23 protein-coding genes are annotated in these 22,134 nt (G+C 61.7%); 9 read left to right on the forward strand and 14 right to left on the reverse strand.

The features are described from left to right. Positions 1-7 precede the first annotated feature (7 nt). The 8 genes from ATO7_RS02310 to ATO7_RS02345 form a co-directional block, all read right to left on the reverse strand. Complete coding sequence (locus ATO7_RS02310; protein ID WP_083559295.1) at positions 8-673, reverse strand: flagellar basal body L-ring protein FlgH; 666 nt, start codon at positions 671-673, stop codon at positions 8-10. A 13-nt stretch (positions 674-686) separates the two neighbouring features. After that, positions 687-1,472 carry a flagellar basal-body rod protein FlgG gene (gene flgG / locus ATO7_RS02315; protein ID WP_083559296.1) on the reverse strand — a complete coding sequence of 262 codons (786 nt, stop codon included), beginning with the start codon at positions 1,470-1,472 and terminating at the stop codon, positions 687-689. A 21-nt stretch (positions 1,473-1,493) separates the two neighbouring features. Next, positions 1,494-2,234 carry a flagellar basal body rod protein FlgF gene (locus ATO7_RS02320; protein ID WP_083559297.1) on the reverse strand — a complete coding sequence of 247 codons (741 nt, stop codon included), beginning with the start codon at positions 2,232-2,234 and terminating at the stop codon, positions 1,494-1,496. A 15-nt stretch (positions 2,235-2,249) separates the two neighbouring features. Continuing rightward, positions 2,250-3,467, reverse strand: a complete 1,218-nt coding sequence (gene flgE / locus ATO7_RS02325; RefSeq protein ID WP_083559298.1) for a flagellar hook protein FlgE — start codon at positions 3,465-3,467, stop codon at positions 2,250-2,252. A gap of 22 nt (positions 3,468-3,489) precedes the next feature. Beyond that, on the reverse strand, positions 3,490-4,131 hold the full coding sequence (locus tag ATO7_RS02330; RefSeq protein WP_083559299.1) for a flagellar hook assembly protein FlgD: 642 nt from the start codon (positions 4,129-4,131) through the stop codon (positions 3,490-3,492). Between the two features lies 1 nt (position 4,132). Next, positions 4,133-4,525 (reverse strand): flagellar basal body rod protein FlgC, encoded by a 393-nt coding sequence (gene flgC / locus ATO7_RS02335; protein ID WP_083559300.1) that lies wholly within the window; start codon positions 4,523-4,525, stop codon positions 4,133-4,135. Between the two features lie 8 nt (positions 4,526-4,533). Next, positions 4,534-4,938, reverse strand: coding sequence for a flagellar basal body rod protein FlgB (gene flgB / locus ATO7_RS02340; RefSeq protein ID WP_083559301.1), 405 nt, complete (start codon positions 4,936-4,938; stop codon positions 4,534-4,536). 125 nt (positions 4,939-5,063) lie between these two features. After that, a complete protein-coding gene (locus tag ATO7_RS02345) occupies positions 5,064-6,002 on the reverse strand; it encodes a chemotaxis protein CheV (protein ID WP_083559302.1) in 939 nt (312 codons plus the stop codon). 99 nt (positions 6,003-6,101) lie between these two features. Here ATO7_RS02345 and ATO7_RS02350 point away from each other — a divergent pair, with 99 nt between their 5' ends. From ATO7_RS02350 to ATO7_RS02375, 6 genes are all read left to right on the forward strand, one after another. Then, a complete protein-coding gene (locus ATO7_RS02350; RefSeq protein WP_083559303.1) occupies positions 6,102-7,817 on the forward strand; it encodes a tetratricopeptide repeat protein in 1,716 nt (571 codons plus the stop codon). 127 nt (positions 7,818-7,944) lie between these two features. Next, positions 7,945-8,814: a pirin family protein gene (locus ATO7_RS02355; protein ID WP_083559304.1), complete on the forward strand. Its 870-nt coding sequence runs from the start codon at positions 7,945-7,947 to the stop codon at positions 8,812-8,814. Positions 8,815-8,856: 42 nt separating this feature from the next. Further along, positions 8,857-9,777 (forward strand): pirin family protein, encoded by a 921-nt coding sequence (locus ATO7_RS02360; RefSeq protein WP_083559305.1) that lies wholly within the window; start codon positions 8,857-8,859, stop codon positions 9,775-9,777. Between the two features lie 25 nt (positions 9,778-9,802). Next, positions 9,803-10,384, forward strand: coding sequence for an NADPH-dependent FMN reductase (locus ATO7_RS02365; RefSeq protein ID WP_146680108.1), 582 nt, complete (start codon positions 9,803-9,805; stop codon positions 10,382-10,384). Between the two features lie 124 nt (positions 10,385-10,508). Next, a complete protein-coding gene (locus ATO7_RS02370) occupies positions 10,509-12,632 on the forward strand; it encodes a PQQ-dependent dehydrogenase, methanol/ethanol family (RefSeq protein ID WP_083559307.1) in 2,124 nt (707 codons plus the stop codon). Further along, the gene (locus ATO7_RS02375; RefSeq protein WP_146680109.1) at positions 12,616-14,613 is read left to right on the forward strand and encodes a TonB-dependent receptor family protein; all 1,998 of its coding nucleotides are present in this window, start codon (positions 12,616-12,618) and stop codon (positions 14,611-14,613) included. The genes ATO7_RS02370 and ATO7_RS02375 overlap by 17 nt, the downstream gene beginning before the upstream one ends. Positions 14,614-14,631: 18 nt before the next feature. Here ATO7_RS02375 and ATO7_RS02380 read toward each other — a convergent pair whose 3' ends face one another. Continuing rightward, positions 14,632-15,009 (reverse strand): hypothetical protein, encoded by a 378-nt coding sequence (locus ATO7_RS02380; RefSeq protein ID WP_083559309.1) that lies wholly within the window; start codon positions 15,007-15,009, stop codon positions 14,632-14,634. Between the two features lie 152 nt (positions 15,010-15,161). On the opposite strand from ATO7_RS02380, the gene flgA reads away from it, so the two are divergent. The 3 genes from flgA (at position 15,162) to ATO7_RS02395 (ending at position 16,685) form a co-directional block, all read left to right on the forward strand. After that, positions 15,162-15,875 (forward strand): flagellar basal body P-ring formation chaperone FlgA, encoded by a 714-nt coding sequence (gene flgA, locus ATO7_RS02385; RefSeq protein ID WP_158523004.1) that lies wholly within the window; start codon positions 15,162-15,164, stop codon positions 15,873-15,875. A 79-nt stretch (positions 15,876-15,954) separates the two neighbouring features. Further along, positions 15,955-16,260, forward strand: coding sequence for a flagellar biosynthesis anti-sigma factor FlgM (gene flgM / locus ATO7_RS02390; protein ID WP_083559311.1), 306 nt, complete (start codon positions 15,955-15,957; stop codon positions 16,258-16,260). A gap of 2 nt (positions 16,261-16,262) precedes the next feature. Then, positions 16,263-16,685 (forward strand): flagella synthesis protein FlgN, encoded by a 423-nt coding sequence (locus tag ATO7_RS02395; protein WP_083559312.1) that lies wholly within the window; start codon positions 16,263-16,265, stop codon positions 16,683-16,685. 1 nt (position 16,686) lies between these two features. Here ATO7_RS02395 and ATO7_RS02400 read toward each other — a convergent pair whose 3' ends face one another. From ATO7_RS02400 to ATO7_RS02420, 5 genes are all read right to left on the reverse strand, one after another. Continuing rightward, positions 16,687-16,920 (reverse strand): DUF2970 domain-containing protein, encoded by a 234-nt coding sequence (locus tag ATO7_RS02400; RefSeq protein WP_083559313.1) that lies wholly within the window; start codon positions 16,918-16,920, stop codon positions 16,687-16,689. 2 nt (positions 16,921-16,922) lie between these two features. Further along, positions 16,923-17,411, reverse strand: coding sequence for a DUF2505 domain-containing protein (locus ATO7_RS02405; RefSeq protein ID WP_083559314.1), 489 nt, complete (start codon positions 17,409-17,411; stop codon positions 16,923-16,925). A gap of 25 nt (positions 17,412-17,436) precedes the next feature. Then, complete coding sequence (locus ATO7_RS02410; protein ID WP_206044763.1) at positions 17,437-18,801, reverse strand: DUF1329 domain-containing protein; 1,365 nt, start codon at positions 18,799-18,801, stop codon at positions 17,437-17,439. Positions 18,802-18,914: 113 nt separating this feature from the next. Next, complete coding sequence (locus tag ATO7_RS02415; protein ID WP_083559315.1) at positions 18,915-21,467, reverse strand: DUF1329 domain-containing protein; 2,553 nt, start codon at positions 21,465-21,467, stop codon at positions 18,915-18,917. Between the two features lie 5 nt (positions 21,468-21,472). Continuing rightward, positions 21,473-22,132 carry an energy transducer TonB gene (locus ATO7_RS02420; RefSeq protein WP_083559316.1) on the reverse strand — a complete coding sequence of 220 codons (660 nt, stop codon included), beginning with the start codon at positions 22,130-22,132 and terminating at the stop codon, positions 21,473-21,475. Between the last annotated feature and the right edge of the window lie 2 nt (positions 22,133-22,134).

A 22,134-nucleotide genomic window follows, 5' to 3' on the forward strand; every position in this document is an offset into this window, starting at 1 on the left:
CGAGCTCCTAGAACGGCCACAAGGGGGAATTGAAGAACCGCGCCAGCCAACCCTGCGCGTTGGCCTGGGCCAACGCGCCGGATCCGCTGTAGGAAATCTCGGCCTGGGCGATGCGGGTTGAATACACCCGGTTTTCCGGGCTGATGTCTTCCGGGCGCACGATGCCGGTCAGACGGATGTACTCGCGGCCCTGGTTGAGCTGCAGCATCTTCTCGCCGGCCACACGCAGATGCCCGTTGGGCAGGCGTTCGGTCACCAACACGGTGATTTCGCCGCTGAGTGAATTGCTCTGGCTGGAATCACCCGAGCCTTCGAAACTGCGGGTGCTGGAAATATCGGTATCCACGCCCAGGTCATCGACCCGGCCACCCAACATGGGCAGCGACAAGGAGAAATCCTGGTCCTTGCCGGTGCTGGTGCGGGCCGATTTCTGTGCCTGGGTGCGCTCAGCCAGGATCACGGTCAAGGCATCGCCCGGCTGAGCTGCGAGCTGATCCTCGAACCAGAACAGACCACCGCCACGCATGGCAATCGAACCGTCCGCCGGTGCCGCCGCGCGGGCTGAGTAATCGGGTTGCGGCAGTGGCTCCGGGCGCACCGCCGACGAACTGGCGCAGCCACCCAGCGCCAGCAGCGCCACAGCGGCAACAGCGCGACAGGAGCTTGCAAACATGCCGTCCTCCGCCTTACAGGTTGTTGTTGACGTAGGCCAACATCTGATCCGCCGCGGCGATGGCTTTGGAATTCAGTTCGTAGGCACGCTGGGTTTCGATCATGTTGACCAGTTCCTCCACCACATTGACGTTGGAGGATTCCAGCGAGCCCTGAGTCAGCGAACCCAGACCACCCAGCCCCGGCGTGCCGGTCTGCGGCGGTCCGCTGGCGCCGGTTTCCAGATAGAGGTTTTCACCATGCCCCTGCAGCCCGGCCGGATTGATGAAATCGGCGACCTGCAAGCTACCGATAATCTGCGGCGTGGCCTGGCCCGGCAGCTGAACGCTGACCGTGCCATCGGAGGCCACACTGAGCGACTGGGCGTCGGCCGGCACGCTGATGCCGGGCTGAATTTCATAGCCGCTGGGGGTTACCAGCTGGCCTTCGGCGCTGAGCTGGAAAGCCCCGTTGCGGGTGTAGGCCTGGGTGCCATCCGGCAGCAGCACCTGGAAGAACCCGCGCCCGTTGATGGCCATGTCCAGCGGGTTTTCGGTCTGCAACAAATTGCCCTGGGCAAAATTGCGTTCGGTGGCCACAACCCGCACCCCGGTGCCCAGTTCAAGGCCGACCGCAGCCTGACTTTGCTGCGAGGTCTGGGCGCCGGTCTGACGCACGTTCTGGTACAGCAAATCCTCGAACGCAGCACGCCCCTTCTTGAAACCGACGGTGTTGGTGTTGGCCAGATTGTTGGAGATCACGGTCATGCGCGTCTGCTGCGCATCCAGCCCGGTCTTGGCAACCCACAAAGAAGAACTCATGTCTTACGCTCCTTGCCCGCCTCAGGCGAGCTTCATCAGTCCGGCGCTCTGCCGGGCGTTTTCATCGGCGGTTTTCATCGCCTGCACCTGCATCTCGAAACGACGCTGATGCTCGATCATCTGCACCAGTGACTCGGCCAGATTGACGTTGGACGCTTCCAGCGCCCCGCTGACCAGCACCTTGCCCGGCGCCGGCGTGGCCTCGGCGTCGCCTTTGAGGCGGAACAGGCCATCACTGCCACGATCCAGATCAGCACCTTCAATACGGCTGACCATGAGCCGGTCGAGCACCACCATCTGATTGGCGCCTGCGCCTTCCGGGATGATCGACAAGGTGCCGTCGCCGGCCACCTCAATGGCGCTGAACGGCGGCAGGGCCACGGCCCCGCCCTCACCCATGACCGGCTGCCCCGATGAGGTCAGCAACTGGCCCAGCGCATTGACCGACAGATCGCCGGCTCGCGTGTAGGCGGTTTCGCCATCGCTGCCGAGCACGGCCAGCCAGTGATCATCGGCCAGGGCCACGTCCAGCGCGCGGTCGGTGTGCATCAGATGACCGCTGCTGGCATCAAAGCCGGCCGCGCGCGCCTGGGCATGCACCCGGGTGTGAAAGCCATCACCGCTGACCTCACGCGATTCCACGTTGAGCAGCGCCGCCTTGAAACCCACGGTGGAGGCATTGGCGATGTTGTGGCTGACCGCGGTCTGGGCATCCCAGGCCTGACGAGCGCCAGTCATCGCAACGTAGAGGGACTTATCCATGATCTAGCGCCGTGCCTAGCGGATGTTCAGCGCGGCCTGGGTAACCTGATCCGCGGTGGTGATCATCTGCGCATTGGCCTGAAAGTTACGCTGCGCGGTGATCATGTTGACCAGCTGCTCGGTCAGATCCACGTTGGAGGCCTCCAGCGCACCCGACTGAATGCCGCCAAAGCCACTGCTGCCGGCCACGCCACGCTGCGCCGTGCCGGAATCAGAGGTTTCCGCCCAGGCCGTGTCACCCAGGGCCTGCAAACCCTCGGCATTGGCGAAGCGGGTCATGGCAATCTGCCCCAGTGCGGTGGTCTGCCCGTTGGTGAAGCGCGCCTGCACGATACCTTCGTCGTTGACTTCAATGCCCACCAGACGCCCGCTGGCGTAGCCATCCTGACGGATGCTGTTGACCGAGAAGGTGTCGCCGAACTGGGTCACACCATCCAGATCGATATCCAGATCAAGGTCGGCCGCGCCATTGCTCAGGGCGATCGGCGGCAGACTCAGGTCGCCGTTGGCCGGAGCCGTGAGCTGCCCGCTGCTGTCGAAGGTCACCGGTGTGGCGGCACCGACGCTGGCGCCATCCAGGGTCACCTGCAGCTCCCATTCGTTGGCGTTGGCGGTTTTCACATAAAAGGTGTTGAGGGTGTGCGAATCACCCAGCGAGTCGAACACCGTCACCGCGCTGGAATGGTTGAAACTGTCCGCATCGGTGGGATCAAACGGCGCCACCGTGGGCTGGGCCGCATTGGCCGGCAGATTCAGGGTGGTGGTGAGCAGCGAGGTCGCCTGCGGCGAGCTGCTGGCCGTCGAGAGCTGGATATCCGACAGCGAGGCGGTGTTGAAATTGCCGCCCGGCGTCGGCGCAAAACCCTGCAGGCGCAAGCCTTCCTTGCTGACCAGGAAACCGTCACTGTCGACGCTGAAAGCGCCGTCGCGGGTGTAGCTCAGCGCACCCTCATTGGACAGGGTGAAAAAGCCGTCACCGTTGATCGCCATATCCAGCGCGTTCGACGTGAAATTGACATTGCCCTGGGTGAACAACTGCTGCACCCCGGCCAGGCGTGAACCGCCCCCCACCTGGGTGTCGGACAAACCCACCGCGCTGGAATTGAACAGATCAGCAAACTGCGCCCGCGATTCCTTGAAACCGGTGGTGTTGGCATTGGCGATGTTGTTGGCGGTGACCGACAACTCGGATGCGGCCGCATTCAGGCCACTCAGTGCGATACGAAACGTCATGATGATTCTCCTTCGCGCGTATTCAGTACAGTGCCCGCACGGCACTCATGCTCACTTCGCCCAGTTGCTCGGTGCGCAACCGGGTGCCGTCACTGCCGCCCAGACCGACAGAGTCGACCCGGCCAGCCAGCAGCACGCCGATGGCGTCACCGCCATTCATGCGGGCTTCAAATTGGTACAGGCCAGCCTCTACCGGCTCGCCCTGGGTGTTCTGGCCATCCCAGCTCAAGCGCTGATTGCCGGCGGCATCGGCCTGCAGCGACAGCGTGCGAACCAGCTGACCGCTGTCGTCTTTGACGTCGACGATGACCTCGCCGGCGCCCTGGGTAACCACGGCGAGATCCACGCTCTGGCCCTCGGCATCCAGACTGACCACATCACCCGAAACCAGAATTTCGCGACCGATCAGACTGGCTGCCTGCAGAGCCTGGTCACCGCTGATGCTGGCGGCCAGGGTGTCGAAACGGTCATTCAGTTCCTGCAAACCACTGACCGTCGAGAACTGCGCCATCTGCGCCAGAAAGTCGCCGTTCTCCATCGGTTTGAACGGATCCTGATTCTGGAACTGGGTGATCATCAGGGTCAGGAAATCCTCCTGGCCCAGCTGTGAGCTTTTCGGCGTGGCGGCCAGCGCCGCGCTGCTGGTGCTATCGGTAACCTGCATATCAGCGGCCCATGTTGAGGGTGTGGAGCATCAGCGATTTGGCGGTGTTCACCGCTTCGAGATTGCTCTGGTAGGAACGCGCGGCCGAGATCATGTTGGCCATCTCTTCAACCACGCTGACATTGGGGGCGTAGACATAACCCTGCTCATCGGCCAGCGGATGTCCGGGCTGATAGCGCTTCAGCGGTGCGTCGGTGGACTCGGCCACCTCCTTCACCCCAACGCCCTGCCCGTTGGCACGTGCCTCGAACACCGGCACGCGGGCTTTGTAGGTGTCTTCCGGTTTGGCCGCCACCACATCGGCGTTGGCCAGATTGCTGCTGACACTGTTGAGCCGCACCGACTGCGCCGCCATGGCGGAACCGGCAACCTGAAAAATACTGAAGCTGGACATGGCGCCTCCTACTGGCCGGTGATCGCGGTGAGCATGGATTTGACCCGCCCATCAACGAAGCGCAGCGTGGCTTCGTAGCGCATCGCGGCCTCACCAAAGCGCGCCTGTTCCAGATCGGAATCGACCGTATTGCCATCGGCCGCGGGCTGGCTGGGAATGCGCCAGCGCAGGCTGGCTTGCACATCGCTGGTGCCGCCGAGATGCCCGCTGTGCGTGGTCGCTAGAGCCGCGTTATCGCCGCGCGCGGACTGGGCCGAACTGAGCGCAGCACGAAAATCGATGTCGCGCGCCTTGAAACCGGGCGTGTCCGCATTGGCCAGGTTGTTTGCCAGCACATCGAGCCGCTGGCTGTGCACTTTCAGGGCTTTGCCAAAATCGCCGTACAGCGCGCTGTTGAGAATATCGCCGGCCATGCCATGGCTCCTGCGTCGAACTTGCGCACAGCGAGGCAAGGCCCGTGCCACGGAATCATGCGGCGGGAAACCGTCAGTCGCCCACCTCTAAATTTTTCTTATTCGCAACAATGCGTTGCGTGTTTTCAGGCCGCGTGCTCCTGAGTCGCACCAAGCCCGCGAACACGTTCCATCACATGTTGGCCCAGCTCATCCGCATTAAATTTGGCGATAAACCGGTCGGCCCCGACCTGTTTGACCAGCGTGTTGTTGAAGACCCCGGACAACGAGGTGTGCAAAATCACGTACAGCTCGGCAAAACGCGTATCAGCGCGCAGTTCGGTGGTCAGGCGGTATCCGTCCATGCCCGGCATCTCGACATCGGAGATGAGCATCAGTAACTGATCGTTGATCGGCCCCTGCGAGGCCAGCGAGTTGAGCATGCGCCAGGCTTCCTGCCCGTCGTTGACCAGAATGCACTCCAGCCCGAGGCTTTCCAGCGTGCGCGCGATCTGCGAGCGTGCCACCCGCGAATCGTCCGCCACCAGCACCTTACGCCCGGCGGCCAGGGTACTCAGAGACACCCCATCCACCGCTTCGGCCGAGCGTTGCTCACCGATCACATCGCACAGGATGCGTTCGACATCGACGATCTCGATCAGCTGCTCACCCCAGCGCGTGATCGCGGTCAGATAACTGTCTGCTTCGCCAGCGCGCGGCGGCGGGTGCACCGCTGCAACATCGACATTGATGATGCGATCCACAGCCGACACCGCAAAGCCCTGAACCGAGCGATTGAATTCGGTCACGATCACGTAACGCGGTTGTTCCAGTGGTCCATTGCCTATGGCTGCGGCCATATCCAGCACCGGTATGTTGCGCGCCCGAATACGTGCCAGACCCAGAACCTGGGCACTGGCACCAGGCACGGCAACCAGCGGGGGCAAAGGCACAACTTCCTGCACCTTGAACACGTTGATGCCGTGGAGTTGCTTCTCACCCAACTGAAACAGCAGCAATGCCAAGCGGTTGTAACCGGCCAGGCGTGTGCTTTCGTTGATATTGCTGAACAGATTGCTTGTCATGCAGGGTTCATCGGCTGGCTCGCCGCAAACTTGAGGGCGCTTGCCAACCGAACAGCACGAGGGCCAAGCTACAATGGCGCAAACCTTCGCAGTGCGATCATGGATAGATTCGTCCGCCTGAGCCAATTCCTGTCGGCCCTGATAGTAGGGCTTGGACTGCTGCTGCCCATCCAGACCGTGAGCGCGCGCGATGATGGGCGCGCTCCGCCCGAGGTCAGCCAGGCAGAGACCTTGCGGCTGTTCCGCCAGCAGCGCTTCGATGAAGCCTTTCGCCACGCACTGCACCGCTTTCAATGGGGTGACGACGGTCTGCATTACCCGCTCGGTTATATGTACCAGCAGGGCAAAGGCACGCCGCTGAACTTCCGTCTGGCGCGCGAACACTACAGCGCCGCCGCCGAACGCGGCCATGTCGAATCGATGTATCAACTCGGCAACATGAACCTGTTTGGTGATGGCGCCGCATCCAATCGGCGTGAAGCCTGCCGCTGGTACAAACGCGCCGCCGAACGCCGCCATCTGGATGCGACCTATCAGCTCGCCTTGTGCTACCTGAATGGCCAAGGCATGAGCAAGAACAGTGAACTAGGCCTTTCGCTGCTCCACCGCAACGCGCTGCGCCTGGATGAAAAAGCCGTGCGCAGCCTGCGCATGCACTATGCCCGTGAAGGCATCAACGACAGCGCCAAGCGCGCCGCCTACAAAACATCCGAGCGTCTGACTCTGGCCGGCCAGCCCAAAGCCGCCCAAAAAGCTGCCGAACAAGCGGTTGAGCAAGGCGACTATCGTGGCTATGCCAGCCTTGCAGACAGCTTGCGCCAGCAACAGGCAGCGCCGCCCACATTGATCCAGGACATGTACACCCTGGGCGAAATGTTTGGTAGCCCGCTGGCCGTTTATAACGTTGGTCAGCGCTTGTTGCGCCAGGGCAAAACCACCGCAGCCTGCAAGCAGTTCGAAATCGCGTTCAATCACAGCCTGCCGCAGGCCGGCGTGCAAGTCGCCGAGTGCTATCGGGCGGGTGATCTGGCCTCGCGCAAGCCGGAATTTGATGCCTGCAAAACCTTTGAGAGGGCCAGCAAACAAGGCAGCGCTGAGGCCTCGATGAGTTGGGCCCGCTGTCTGACCAGCGACCTTTTCAAGCCGCTGGATGCCGAACAGGTCATGCTGGCCTATACCCGTGCTGTGATCATAGAACCCAGTCTGGTCGATGCCAGCTTCGCCCAGACCTTGTGCCCCGAGGGCCCGTTCAAGCTGATCGCGCGGGATGCAACACTGACCCTGTTCAATTCCGAAAGCCGCGCGTTGGACGCTTTTGAGCAAGCCTGTCTGGTTCGGGCTGAGGACGACGGCAACAGCAGCCGCATTTTTCTACCCGCCCAGGGTCTTTACGGTGTCATCGACAGCGCCAAGTTGTTGCCCATCATTGATGTGGACGGTTTTGCGCTGGCCAAGCTCACACGCAAGCTGGTGCGTGATCAGCTGTACAAAAATGAAAAATACATGGCCCAGAAGCTGTCCGACCGCCGCGACGAGCTGAAAGTGAATTTTCTCCAGGACACCACTTTGATCATCACCTACGACAGTGATGGCAATGCCACCTCGCTGACCCGCGTGATTGACGATGTCAGCGACAAAGCCCGCTTTCATGGCCGGGTGACTTGGCTGTCGAGCATGCTCGAGGCTCAGGCAGAACAGAGCACAGACGACAAGTTTCTCAGTGCACGCTGGGATCTGGCGGCCTGGAACATCCTCTTGATGCAGGATCTTGGTCAGCAACAGATACGCGAGCGCTACAGCTTCAGCGACGAATAAGCCGCCACATCGTTGCACCAGAAGAACGATAAGTCTTTTTTATCCATCTACCGCAAACATCGTCTCGCCAACATAATCGCTCATAGTCTTGCGAGGTGCCCGTCACCCGCCCGTACAGGAGTTGATCATGAAGACAATCAGTGGTGTTTACCGCGCCCCCGGCCAGCACTGGGTGGGCGATGGCTTTCCAGTGCGTTCACTGTTCTCCTACAACGACCATGGCCGCCTGCTCAGCCCGTTTCTGCTGCTGGACCATGCCGGCCCGGCCCACTTTGAGCCGGCCGAAAAACCGCGTGGCGTGGGTGAACATCCGCATCGCGGATTTGAAACCGTCACCCTGGTCTATGCCGGTGAAGTCGATCACCGTGATTCGTCCGGTGGTGGCGGCCACATCGGCCCTGGGGATGTGCAGTGGATGACCGCTGCCGCTGGCGTGGTGCACGAAGAGTTTCACTCACCAGCCTTCACCCGGCGAGGTGGCGAACTGGAGATGGTTCAGCTGTGGGTCAATCTGCCGGCCCGCGACAAGATGAACCCGCCGCGCTACCAGACCCTGCTCAAGACGCAGATCCCCGAGCTGACCCTGGCCGATGGGCAGGCCACGCTGCGCGTCATTGCCGGCGAATACGCCGGCGCCACAGGACCGGCAATGACCCATACGCCGCTGAATGTTTGGGATCTGCGCATGCAGACAGGCGGCGAGCTGAGCCTTGACGTCAGCGCCGGACACACCCTGGCTGTGGTGGTGCTGCATGGTGATATCACCCTCAACGATGAGGAGGCCGTGCACGACTCGGAAATGGCTGTCTTTCGACGTGAGGGCGAGAGCTTCCGGGTGCGTGCGGACAGCGACAGCACCCTGCTGATCCTCAGCGGCGAGCCGATTGATGAGCCGGTGGTCGGCTATGGCCCGTTTGTGATGAACACGCGCGAGGACATCATGCAGGCCATCAGCGACTTCAACAATGGCGACTTCGGCCGCCTGCCCGCCCAGTAAACCCAAGCGGGGCGCGCCATACGCGCCCCGCCAGGAGCGACCATGAGCACCACCAGCAAAAATCCGATTGAGCGCTGCGAGGCCTCGCAGGCCTGCGGCGCCATTGACCGCATCATTCACCCGCGCGACAAGGACCTGGGCGGTTTCTCGGTACGTCGCGCATTGCCCACAATTCAGGCACGCATGGTCGGGCCGTGGATCTTTTTCGATCACATGGGACCGGCCGATTTTGCGGCCGGCGATGGCATTGACGTGCGCCCTCATCCGCATATCGGCATCGCCACCGTGACCTACCTGTTCGAGGGCGAAATCCTGCACCGCGATTCGCTGGGCAGCGAGGCGGTGATTCGCCCCGGCGACATCAACCTTATGGTGGCCGGGCGCGGCATCGTGCACTCCGAACGCGAACGCGCCGCCACGCGCGGCCAGCCACACCGCCTGCACGCCCTGCAGCTGTGGCTGGCTTTGCCACAGGACGATGAGGAAACCGAACCCGCCTTCCATCACTACCCGACCGCTGATATTCCGGCCCTAAAGGTCGATGGCGTGGCGGTGCGGGTCATGATGGGGCAGGCCTACGGGGTGCATTCGCCGGTTCGTACCTTTGCCGACACCCTGTATATCGAGGCCGAACTCAAAGCCGGGCAGCAACTGACCCTGCCCGCCGCCCGCGAACGTGCAGTGTATGTTGCGCAGGGGCGTTTGCAGGCCCAGGACAGTGTTATCGAGCAATACGAAATGGCGATATTGCAAGCCGGCGTCAGCGATGAGATCGTGGTCCAAGCCAGCCAAGACACACGTCTGGCCATCATCGGTGGCGAGCCGGTCGGGCCGCGCTACATCGAGTGGAACTTCGTATCCAGTCGCAAGGCCCGTATCGAACAGGCCAAAGCGGACTGGACGCAGGGCCGCTTCCCCAAGGTGGCGGGCGATGAAGACGACTTCATCCCACTGCCGCGCTGAACCTCGCAACCCGGAGTCCCTGCACATGACAAATACGCATCACCTACTGATTCTGGTCGGCAGTTCGCGCCGTGGTTCGCTCAACCGCCAGTTGGCTGAGAACGTGGCCAGCATCGCCAGCGCGCAGGGGCTACGCACCACGCTACCCGACATTCGCGCTCTCGATATTCCGATCATGGATCAGGATCTGGAAGCCACCGAGGGGATCCCGGCCGGCGCCCGCCAGCTGCGCCAGGTACTCGAAGACGCCGACGCGCTGATTGTGTGTTCGCCCGAGTACAACGGCTTCCCCACCCCATTGCTCAAGAACGCGCTGGACTGGATGTCGCGTCCGGATGGCGACATTGCCGGGCTTGACGCCTTTCGCGGCAAACCGGCGCTTGCGCTCTCAGCCTCGCCCGGTGCCTTGGGCGGCCTGCGCAGCTTGGCCCTGACCCGTCAGTTGCTCGACAACCTGGGCATGCTGGTGATGCCGGAAAAGCTCAGCGTTGGCAGCGCGGGCAAAGCCTTTAATGCCGATGGCAGCCTCGCCAACGAGCGTCAGCAGCACACGCTGAGCCAGGCCATCAGCACGCTGACGGATCGGCTGCGGCGACTTCAGAGCTAAAAAAACACGCCCAACGTGCGCTGAAAACAGCACGCTGCGCGAATGAAGTGACAGGTGTATCCTTTGCTCACAGCGGACGACACTCAGCGTCCGCTGATAACTACAGCAGGAGGAGAGAAACCCTATGCACCGCGCCCTCGTCGCGTCGGTGGTCACCGTGGCTGGCCTGATGGCCGCTTGCGGACAGTCCACCGACTCCACCACCCCGTCATCCCCATCCTCGTCGAAACCCGCCGCAGCCGTTGACGGCAAGCGGCTGGTCAATGCAGACGCACGCACCGACCAATGGGTCAGTCACGGTCGCACCTACGCCGAGGAGCGCTTTGTGCCGCTCGACCAGATCAACGCCGAAAACGTCGATCAACTGGGTCTGGCCTGGAGTTTCGAACTGGACATCCCGCGCGGCACAGAAGCCACGCCCCTGCTGATCGACGGGGTGATGTACGCCACCGGCGCCTTCAGCATCGTCTACGCGCTGGACGCACGCAGCGGCAAGCTGTTGTGGTCGTACGACCCCAAAGTGCCGAAAGCGGCCGCCGGGCGCGGCTGTTGCGGCCCGGTTAACCGTGGCGTCGCGGCCTGGCAGGGCAAGCTGTTTGTCGGCGCCTACGACGGTCGCCTGATTGCCCTGGATGCCAAAGACGGCAAGGAGCTGTGGTCCGTGATGACCGTCGATCCTGACCGCAACTACACCGTCACCGGCGCGCCGCGCGTGATCGACGGCAAGGTGATCATTGGCAACGGCGGTGCCGAGCTGGGCGTGCGTGGTTATGTCAGTGCCTATGACGCCGACAGCGGCGAGCAGCTGTGGCGTTTCTACACCGTACCCGGCAATCCGGCGGATGGCCCCGAGTCCGAAGCCCTGGAGATGGCGCGCAAAACCTGGCATGGCGACACCTATTTCGAGCAGGGCGGCGGTGGCACGGTATGGGATTCCATGGCCTATGACCCCGAACTGGACCTGCTCTACATCGGTGTGGGCAACGGTTCGCCCTGGAACATCAAGTACCGCTCCGAGGGCAAGGGCGACAACCTGTTCCTGTCCTCTATCGTGGCGCTCAGACCCGACACCGGTGAATACGTCTGGCACTTCCAGACCACGCCCGGCGATTCCTGGGACTACACTGCCACCCAGCACATCATCCTGGCTGACCTTGAGATCGAGGGGCAGCCACGCAAAGTGCTGATGCAGGCGCCCAAGAACGGCTTTTTCTTTGTCATCGACCGCGAAACGGGCGAGTTCATCTCCGGCAACAATTATGTTCCGGTCAACTGGGCCTCGGGCCTGGACCCTGAAACCGGCCGTCCGCAGGTCACCGAAACGGCCGATTACAGCACCGAACCCAAGCTGATCACCCCGGGACCGGTGGGCGGGCACAACTGGCATCCGATGTCATTCAATCCGCAGACCGGGCTGGTCTACATACCCGCGCTAGTGACGGCCAATCTGTATGCTGACGGCCCCACCCCGCAGGTGGCGCTGAACCTGTGGAACGTGGGCACCGCGCCGATTGACCTTCCGGATGATCCCGATGCTCTGGGTGCCATCGGCCAGACCACCAAAGGCATGCTGCTGGCCTGGGACCCGGTCAAGCAGGAAGCGGCCTGGTCGCAGGATCTGGTTTCGCCGTGGAACGGCGGCACTCTGAGCACCGCCGGCAACCTGGTGTTCCAGGGCGCAGCAGATGGCCGTTTTGCAGCCTATGCGGCCGACACCGGCGAACTGCTGTGGCAGAGCCCGACCAACTCCGGCGTGGTCGCTGCCCCAATCAGCTATGAGCTGGATGGCGAGCAGTATGTGACCGTGCTGTCCGGCTGGGGCGGCGTCTATGCCCTCGCCTTCTCGGCCCTGCAACCGCAGGTGCGGGTGCCGGCCGAGGCCCGCGTGCTGACCTACAAGCTCGGTGGCAAGGCCAAGCTGCCCGAAGCCAAGCTCGAGCCACTGCCCCTACCACAACCTCCAAAGGTAACTGCCACGACTGAGCAGCTGGCCATGGGACGCGAGCTGTATCACGGCGTGTGCGCGGTGTGTCATGGGGTCGCGGCCATTTCCAGCCCGCTGGTGCCGGACCTGCGTTACATGTCGGCGCAAACCCATGAAGACTTCCACAACATCGTGTCTGGCGCACGTGCGGTGCAAGGCATGCCGCCATTCGGTCATTTGCTGCCGCCAGAACAGATTGAGCTGATCCGTCAGTATCTGGCCAAGCTGAGCCACGATCTGGTTGCTCGTGACGCGGCGCAGTAAGCGCGTCGCGGCAGGACCGGCATGGCTGTGCGCCATGCTGGTCGGCCCGGCGCTGGCGCAACCGGCGCGCCTGGATACCCTGACCGTCAACGCCCCGGAGGCGCCGCCGTTGGCTATCAGCCATATCGCCGCGGACGATCTCATCGCACCCGACCACCGCAGTCTGGCGCAATGGCTGAACCTCAGCCCCGGCGTCTTCGCCCTGAACAATGACAACGCCGCCCAGGGCGTGCGGGTGTCGATTCGCGGTTTCGGTGCACAGGCCGCATTCGGCGTACGCGGCATCCGTGTGAGTCTTGATGGCGTGCCGCTGACTCTGCCTGACGGGCAAAGTGATTTGGATTTGCTGGATCTCAAGCTGATTGACCGCATGAGCGTGGTCCGCGGGCCCAGCTCCAGCTTGTTTGGCAACGCCAGTGGCGGTGTCGTGGCATTGAACAGCCGCCCGATCGTAGCCGGTGAGGCACGCTTGCAAGCGGAAAGTCGCGGGGACGGCGGGCGCAGCGCGCGCGCTGAATACAGTACCGCCATCGGAAGCACGGCACTCAGGGCGTCACTGGCGCAGTCCCACTTTGACGGCCCGCGCGACCACAGTCATGTCGATGCCCGTTGGTCGCACCTCAATGGGCACTACGCTGGCGCGGACTCACAGTTCAGCTTTGGCGTCAGTGATCTGCAGGTCGATGCGCTGGATCCGGGTGCGCTTAATGCCAGCGACATGCGAAGTGATCGTGAGGCCGCCCGCGCCGCCAATGTCGAATTCAATGCCGGCGAAACGATCCGGCAACAACGCCTGCATGCACGCTGGGACAAAACGCTGGACAACAGGTGGCATATCGACAGCGTGGCCTATCTGGGCCAGCGCGACTTCGCCAACCGGCTGCCGTTCAGCAATGGTGGACAAAGCACCTTTGAGCGTAGCTTTGCAGGTCTCGGCCTGACACTGTCAGCGCCGCACCAGGCTGTGTTTGATCGGCCACAACGTTTCAGCGTCGGCATCGATAGCCAATGGCAAGCCGACGACCGTCAGCGCTACGACAACAATCCCGGCGGTCAACGCGGCGATTTGACCCTGGAGCAACGTGAGCGGGCCCAGGTTCTCGGCCTGTTCCTGCGCAACAGCCTGGCCATCAGCCAGCGCTGGGAAATCAGCACCGGGGTCCGTCAGGACTGGCTCACACTCAGGACCAGCGACCGCTTCCTGAGCGACGGCAATGACAGCGGCGAACGCCAGCTCAACGACCTCAGTGGCGATCTTAATTTGCGCCACAAAAACGCCGCACATACGACCTACCTACGCCTGTCAACGGCCTACCAGACACCAACCATCAGTGAGCTGGCCAACCCTGCTGGGGGCGGCTTCAATCCCGACCTGAATTCCAGTCGCTCACACGGGCTCGAGCTTGGCTGGCTCGGCCAGACAGCATCACTGAGTTATGAACTCGTGACCTTCCTGATCGGCAGCGATGACGAGTTGCAATCCTTCGAGCTCGAAGACCAGCCTGGGCGCAGCTTTTACCGCAACGGCGGACGCAGCCAGCGCTACGGTGCTGACCTTGCACTGCAATGGTCCGTCAATGATTGGCAAGCCAATCTGGCCTACAGTCTACTGATCGCCGAATATGCTGACGGCGAGCTGGATGGCAAACGCCTGCCCGGATTGCCGCGGCAAACCCTCAACCTCAGCGGTGCATACCACTGGACGCAACAGCTGACCCTTGCGTTGCATCTCATCGCGCGGGATGCGCTTTACGCCGACGATCTCAATACAGTGAACGTTGCAGGCCATCTGCGCGCCAATCTGACCGCTGCCTGGACGCTGTTACGCAGCGCCCGGCAACAGCTCAGGCTGGAGATGGCAATCGACAATGTGCTGGACACCGAATACGCCGACAACATTCGCATCAACGCATTCGGCGGCCGCGCCTTTGAGCCGGCCTCAGGCCGGCTCGCCAGAGCCAGCCTTAGCTGGCACTTTTAATAGTGGCGCTATGACGGCCTACTGCTGCCGCTCCTGCCATTTCTGGCGCGCTTCATCGCATTGCTCGGGGTTTTCCTGACACCAGGCTTTGCGCTGAGCGCGCTTGTCTTTGAAGCGCTGCTTGGCGTCTTCGCATTCGGCCGGGTTGTCCTGACACCATTGCTTACGCTCAGCCGCCTTGTCTTTGAAACGCTGTTTGGCCTCGCTGCAATCCTCAGGATTGTCCTGACACCAGGCTTTGGCCTGCTTGGCCTTTTCCCGGAAATTGCTCTTGGCCGCTTCGCAGTCCTGCGGATGAGCCTGACACCACGCTTTGAACTCTTCGCCTTTTGGTGCGGCATTGGCCACACCACCCAATACGCCTGCGGCCAGGGCCACATAGATCAGATACTTCATATTAAAACCTCCGGTTAATTGCGCCTGTACAACGCCGTAAACGCACACAGGTTGACCTGACCCTTCCTCACCCCGGCTCTCAGCCTACGCCACAAGCCATGCCAAGAAAATGACAGGCACGGCCAGGGCACGCCAATTGCATGGCTGCGAGCATGACAATGCGAGAAATCTCCATACGCTGCCTCCACTGGATATCCCTGCTGTGCTGGATTGTCTTTGTGTGGCTGTTCCTGGGTGATCTCGCCTATGCCGCAGAGCAGGAAAAGCGTCAGCGAATCGAGCAAGTCGCCAGCGACTATGCGCGCAGCCAGGCCGGCGAAGGCAAACTGGATATCCGTGCGCGGCTACCTGATTCACGTCTCAGCCTGCCACGTTGTAAAGACACCCCGGTCGCATCCGCCGCGCGTTATAGCCAGCGTATGCAAGTGCGGGTGAGCTGCCCTGGCTCGTGGGCCCTGTATGTTCCGGTCACCATCAGCCAGCAAAAACAACTGGTGGTGCTCAACCGCAGTTTGGCCAGTGGAGAGATCGTCAGCGCCTCCGACATCAGCCTGCGCTGGCAAGCCGTCAGCGATGTCGGTTACGGCCACTTTGAAGATACCGAGGCCGTCATCGGCCGCAGGCTGGCCCGCCCTGTTCGAGCCGGCCAGATTTTGCGTCCGAACCAGCTTCGGCAAGCCTTCAGCGTGCGAAAGGGCGACACCGTAACGCTCATTTCCCGCATCGCCGGCGTGGAAATTCGTAGCCGCGGAACCGCTGAGCACGATGCCGTGGAAAATGCTCGGGTGAATGTGCGCAACCTGTCGTCTGGCAAGCGGGTTCAGGGTTACGCGCGCGGCAGTGGTATTGTTGAGGTGCAGGGTTAATGAGAAAGCACACTAAAGTATTGCGCGAATCGGCCGATACGGCTTTCAAACCGGCAGTCTGCTGCTCAGGACAACGCGCATGAACAAAATTCAACAACACAGCCTGCAATATCTGGCCACTCGACCGCTCAGTAAGGAATCAACTCCGGGAGCGGCCAGCGCGCCCGCCCAGGGCCGCGAGGGTGGTGACCGGCTTAGCCTGAGCAATCAGGCCGATCGTCTGGCTGCCCTCAGTCAGATCGCAGCCAACAGTCCCGACATTGACGCCGGGCGTGTGGAAAGTCTGCGGCAAGCCATCGCCAATGGTGAATACACCGTCGACCCGGACGCTTTGGCCAGTCGCATGCTGGGCAACGCCCGCGAACTCGACATCGTCAAATCCTGACAATGAGCAGCCTGTCCGACACGCTTAACGACCAATGCCGCAATGCAGAGATTCTGCTGGATGTGCTGGAGCGTGAGAGCGTAGCGGTGATCCGCGGCGACATCGATGCGTTGCAGCAGATTGGTGCCGAAAAAGAGGCCTGCTGCGAGCGCATTGGCAACCTGCAGAACAGCTGGCCTTCACCACTGCTGTCCGCGCAAGCGCGGCGCTGGGCTGACACACAAGGCCCTGAGGTCGCACAAGCCTGGGCATCGCTGATGGGGTGCCTACGTCAATGCCGCAGAAAAAATGATGCCAACGGGCTGCTGATCGCCGAGCGCCAGAACGTCATCGCCCAGAAACTCGCGCCGCGACCGGCCCCGGTTTACGGCGCTCAAGGTCAAGCCGGCACCATGACCGACTCGACCTGGAACGCCAGCGTCTGAATCAGACGCCGGCTTGGCGGAGGGCGAATTTCACCGCCAGCACAACAATGGCGATGAACACCACCGTCATCACCAGCCCCAGAATGATGAAATGGCTGGCCTTGCCCCGGCTGAAATCGCGCTCCCGATTGCTCCGGCTCTGCACGCCGAAAAAAGCAGCCAGAACGCTGAATGCGGTCTGCCACAGCGTGGGAGGCCGCTCATCCTTGAGCGGCTTGTCAGACTCCTCGGCCATGCTCAGTACTGCGCCAGCAATTCGTTGGTCAGCTTCTGATCTTCCGGCGATTTGGCCTTGATATCCTCGGCCACCAGCTTGGACACCTTGCCGCCGATCAGCGGGATGCTGCTGTCGATGTTCCAGTGAACGTGGTTCTCGGCGCCATTGGCACCCTGCTTGAGCTCCATTTCAGCCGTGATGTTGACCGGCGCACCGACCAGCTCGATGTTGATACGCCCGCGCCGCGTGGATTTGTCCCAGATATCTTCCTGAATCACGGTCATGCCACCACCGCCCAGGACTTTCTTGGCGAATCCCGGCACCGGCACATTGACCGGCATGCTGCGCTTGACCTTGATCTGGAACTGGCTGTCATCACTGCTGTGTTCGAGGATGTCGTAACTGTCCGCGGCTCTTTCGTATTTCTTCTCGAAATAGGCACGGTCGGTGAACATGGTCATCACCGTGTCGGCGTCGCGTTCGTAGCAATACACTTCTTCGAATTTCATCAAGTGGTCCCGGATAGATTGTCAATCAGCGCCGCGCCTTCTTGCGCAGGCTTCGCGGCATGAAGTACTTGTCGTCATAGCTGACCGAAAAATCGTTGGGTTTGTCTTCGTTGGCCAACGCGGTCATGAAATAACGGCCCGACTGGAAATCATAAATGACCTCGGGCACGCCGCCCACAGCCTGCACGTTCTGGGTGAACACCTGATGCGCTTCCTGGAACTTGTAGAGCACCCCGCGACGGTCATAGCAGTCGACCGAATTGATCGCCCAGGAATCCTCTTCGACATAGAAAGTCCGCCGCCCGAAGGTGTGACTGGTGCCCTCGCGCAATTCGCTGTCGACCACCCACACCCGGCGCAACTCGAAACGCGGAAGCTCGGGGTTCAGGTGGTGTGCAGCAACAATCTTGTCGTAGGTGATACGCGGGCTACCGATGCGGTAGGAGTTGTACGGCAGGTACATGTCCTTCTTGCCGACCAGCTTCCAGCGGTAACGATCCAGCGCGCCGTTGTACATATCGACCTGATCGTTGAACTGATTGCCGTCAGTGCCCTCGTAGGGATTGTCATAGGCCACATTGGGGGCACGCCGAACGCGCCGCAAGCCGGGGTTGTAGAGCCAGGCGTTACGAATCTCCGCAGATTGATCTGCTGTTTCGTGAACCAGCAACAACTGCCCTGCGTTGCGCGGCGGTGACAGGATTTCCGACAGGTAATAGAGCAGGAAATCACTGGACGTGCCGTTGTGATCAACATTGGTGTAGGGGAACTTCACGTCCTCGATCAGCTTGGAAATCTGATAGCCACCATCAGGCTGCACGATGAGCTGATTGTTGTAACGCCGCACCGAATAGCCGCGCCAGCGGGTCTTGTGATTCCAGATCACCTCGGCCCCGCCTGTGGGTATCGGAAACGGAATGCCATGAACGGCGTTTTTGACCGAATCCGTGCCAATCAAGGACGCTTCCACCGCATTGCGCTGGGTCGCCTCAAGTATGTGCTCGGGCCACGACACAGTACGGTGCGTCTTGTACACGTTCATGCGGTAGCTTTCGGGGAAGCGCCGCAGCAGTTCCTTGTGGCCTTCGGTCAGCTGATCCGCGTACTCGCCCATATTGGCCGCACTGATCGTGAATAGCGGTTTCTCGGCCTCGATTTCCGGGTGAACCGGATATTCACCGGCAACCTGGCCCTGGCGAGGCAAGCCGCCGTCATAAGCCGGTATGCGACCATCTGGTGTTGCGGCCTGCTCAGCCCCGAAGGCTGTCAGATCCTGCCCCAGGCGGGCCGCTTCCTCGGTGCTGACCTTGGCCGACACCAACGGCGCCATAAACAAAAGCCATACGGCGGCCATGGCAAAACCACCGTTGATACGCGTCAGGGTACTCACGTCGTCTCCTCCCCCTTGATGACCGGAAACGTTGTCCGGCATGTCGTTATGGGCTCAAGAGTAGCCCGCATGCACGATTTTGCAAACTGGCGCTGCTTGCAGTGACAGGGGACCTAACGACTGTACTTGTTCTTGACGGCTGCGGGGTTGAATTCGCGTTCGTCCATGCGTTCGGGGTCGACCTTAGGCCACGCATCATCGTTGGTCATACGATTGATGAAGTAGCGTCCGTCTTTCAGATCGTAGGTCACCACCGGCATGGTGTTGGTCCACTTGCGATCGTACATCGGGGTCAGATGGCCCTCCTGGAAACGCCACAACTGGCCTTTGCGGTCGTAATTCTCGACCAGCACGATGTTCCAGGAATCCTCATCCAGGTAGAAACGGCGCGCCCCAAAGCTGTGACGTTTGCCACCACGTTCATTGGCCTCAACCAACCACACCCGATGCAGTTCGTAACGCGCATTGTCCGGGGTCATGAACTTGGGCTGAAGCAGATCAGCATTGGCCATCTTGCCATCGTTCAGACGGTAGGCGTTGTAGGGCAGCAACACGTTGCGCTTGCCCAGAATTTTCCAGTCGTAGCGATCAAACGCCCCGTTGTACATGTCGACCATGTCGACAAAGGCGACCCCACCTGAGCCCGGGAAGGGGTTGTCGTAGCCGACCGGCGGAATCCGGAACATCTTGCTGACACCCGGCGGAATCACCCAGATCGAGCGCTCACGCTCCATCTGATTGGCCGATTCATGCACCAGCGCGGTAAAACCCATATTGCCGCTGCCGGAAAAATTGGTCAGGTAATACAGCAGCACATTGTCGCGCGACAGATCAATCGGATCCGCGATATTGGCGTAGCGGTACAGCACGCGCTCGGTCTGGCGGAACTGCTCGCTCATCGTGCCGTCCTGAAGCACCAGCACCTGACGGGTGTTGAACACCATGGCATCGCCACGATAACGCACACGATGATTCCACATCACCTCAACCCCGTTGCCCGGACTCGGGAACGGGAAGCCCAGCTTGGCACCGGTCAGCGCATCCGAACCCAGCAGCTTAGCCCGCCCGCGATTGGCCTGGGTGGCGTCGTAGATCGCCTGTGGATAGGCCACGCTGCGGCGGCTTTCGAAGACCGGCATACGGTAGTCCGGGTACTTCTGGAACATGGCGCGATGGCCCATGCTCAGATCGGCTTCGTGCTCACGCCAGTTGTCTGCGGTGATCTCATACAAAGGCCGGTCGCCAGGAAACGGATCGCTCAGGCGTTGGCCCACGGCAAAACCGGCTGGCCAGTCGTCTTCATCCAGCCCGCCCGTCCAGGCCGGAATACGCCCATCGGCATTGCCGGGACGCTCTGCCCCCACCGGGGTGAAGCCAGAGCTGGCACGCGGCCCCCGCGTAGCCGCTGCATCGCCACGCCCGGCCTGAACGCGTGCCCCTTGAAAGCGCCCACTGATCTCGCCGGCATCCTGTGGCCGTGCAGCCGCCATGCGCACCGCGTTTTCACGAGCCAGGCCACTGTCCAGATAGGCGATCCACTGCGCCGCGCTGTCGGCGCTGGATTTGAATTCGGAGGCCGCTGAAAAAGCCTGCCGCGCACCGCTGAAATCCTGTTGCTGGTACAGGGTCACGCCGAGCATCATGTGCGCTGCACCTGCATGTCGACCGGCCCCCTTGCGCAGCGCAATCTTGAGGGCCCGCGAGGCGCCATCCCAGTCGCCACGATCGAACTGCAGCTGGCCGAGCTGCAAATACAGACTGGCTTTGCCGGTCGCCGCAGCGGCATCCTCAAGCGCGGGAATCGCAAGCAGATGTTCGCGCGCCGCCACCCACGCCGCAGCCAGCATTTCCAGGGTGTCTGGCGAGCGTGTCAGGGCCCCGCTTTGCAAGCCGTCCTGAAGCAGCGACGCAGCCTCGAACGGCACCCCATTGGCAAAAAATAACTGGGCAAAGCGCATGCGGTCCTCGGCGCCTTCCAGCAAGCCCATACGGAAGGCCAGATCCATAGCGGCCAGTGCACCAGCCGGATCCTTGCGCGCGATCTGATAAGAAGCCAACTGCTGCCAATAGGCCAGCTGCTGCGGCGCGGCAGCCAGGGCCTTTTCTATGTAACGCACCGCGTCCGCATGACGCTTCAACCCCGCCGCAGCGGCGGCAGCCAGCGCATACCAGTCATGTGGCGGATCGCGGGTTTCTTTCAGCGCCGCCTCGATCAGCGGCAGAGCTTCGCGAAACCGGCCGGTCTGGGCATAAGCGCCCCCCAGTACCAGCTGCAGGGCCGGTGAAGGCTCTTTTTCCGAGGCCAGAATCGGCGCCAGCTCTCGAATCACCGCCGGATAGTCTTCGGCTGCGGCCAGCATCACGGCCAGCTCCTTCTGCATTTCCTTGGCGGCAAAGCCAGACAGGGCTTTCTTGCTCAGCGCCTGTTTCAGGAACTGGGCGGCCGCCTTGTCGTTGCCTTCGGACTGCGCCTTGGCCGCAAGATCACGCAGAATCATCGCTTCAGCGTAAGGATTGCCCTTGGCTTGCTTGAGAGCGATTTCAGCATCGTAGGTCTGGGCCGACTGCGCCTCACCACCAGATATCACACGTGATTCGCTTTCATACTGCTGCGCCAAGGCGGGCACGGCGGTGGCAAGACAGGCAAACAGAACAAGGCGGCGCATGCGGATCAGTTCCAGTTGTACTGATAATCGCCGAGCTTGAACTCGAACTTCTGTTTGACCTCGCGGGTTTGCTTGGAGGCCGGATAGATCCAGTTCTGAATGCTCTCGATCATGGCCGTTTCAAACACACCGCGCGGATTGGCATCAATGATCCGGATGTTCTCGACCCGCCCGTTGGGGCGCACGTAAAAGACCACCTCGACCCAACCTTCTATGCCCTGCTCGTAGGCGTACTGCGGAATCTGCGGACGTGCGGTCGACAACGGCACCAAACGCTCGCCCTTGAACCCCTTGCCCTGGCCGTAGCCGCTGCCACCATTCCCGGCAAAGCCACCAAAATTGCTGCCCGAAAGTCCGCCCCCGCCAGGTTTCACCTTGGGCACGCTGAAGGCCACCGACTGGGTTTGAGCGGCCGGCATCGGCACGCTGGCATTGAGGCTTAAGCTGACGCTCGGCACTGACGGCGGTGATGGCGGCGCCTCGCTCAGCGACGCGGCGGCCGAGGACTCGGTTTCTTCCGGCTCAGGTGCTTTAGCCACCACCACCGGCTGTTGGTCCAGGCGCTCTGCGACCTGCCCTTCCGGCGGCGTGACCAGCCACTGCATCAACCAGAACAGGCCCAGGGAAATCAGCACGGCCGCACAGAACGCAATCGCGAAACGCATCG

It is taken from the genome of Oceanococcus atlanticus (assembly GCF_002088235.1).
Classification (GTDB): domain Bacteria; phylum Pseudomonadota; class Gammaproteobacteria; order Nevskiales; family Oceanococcaceae; genus Oceanococcus; species Oceanococcus atlanticus.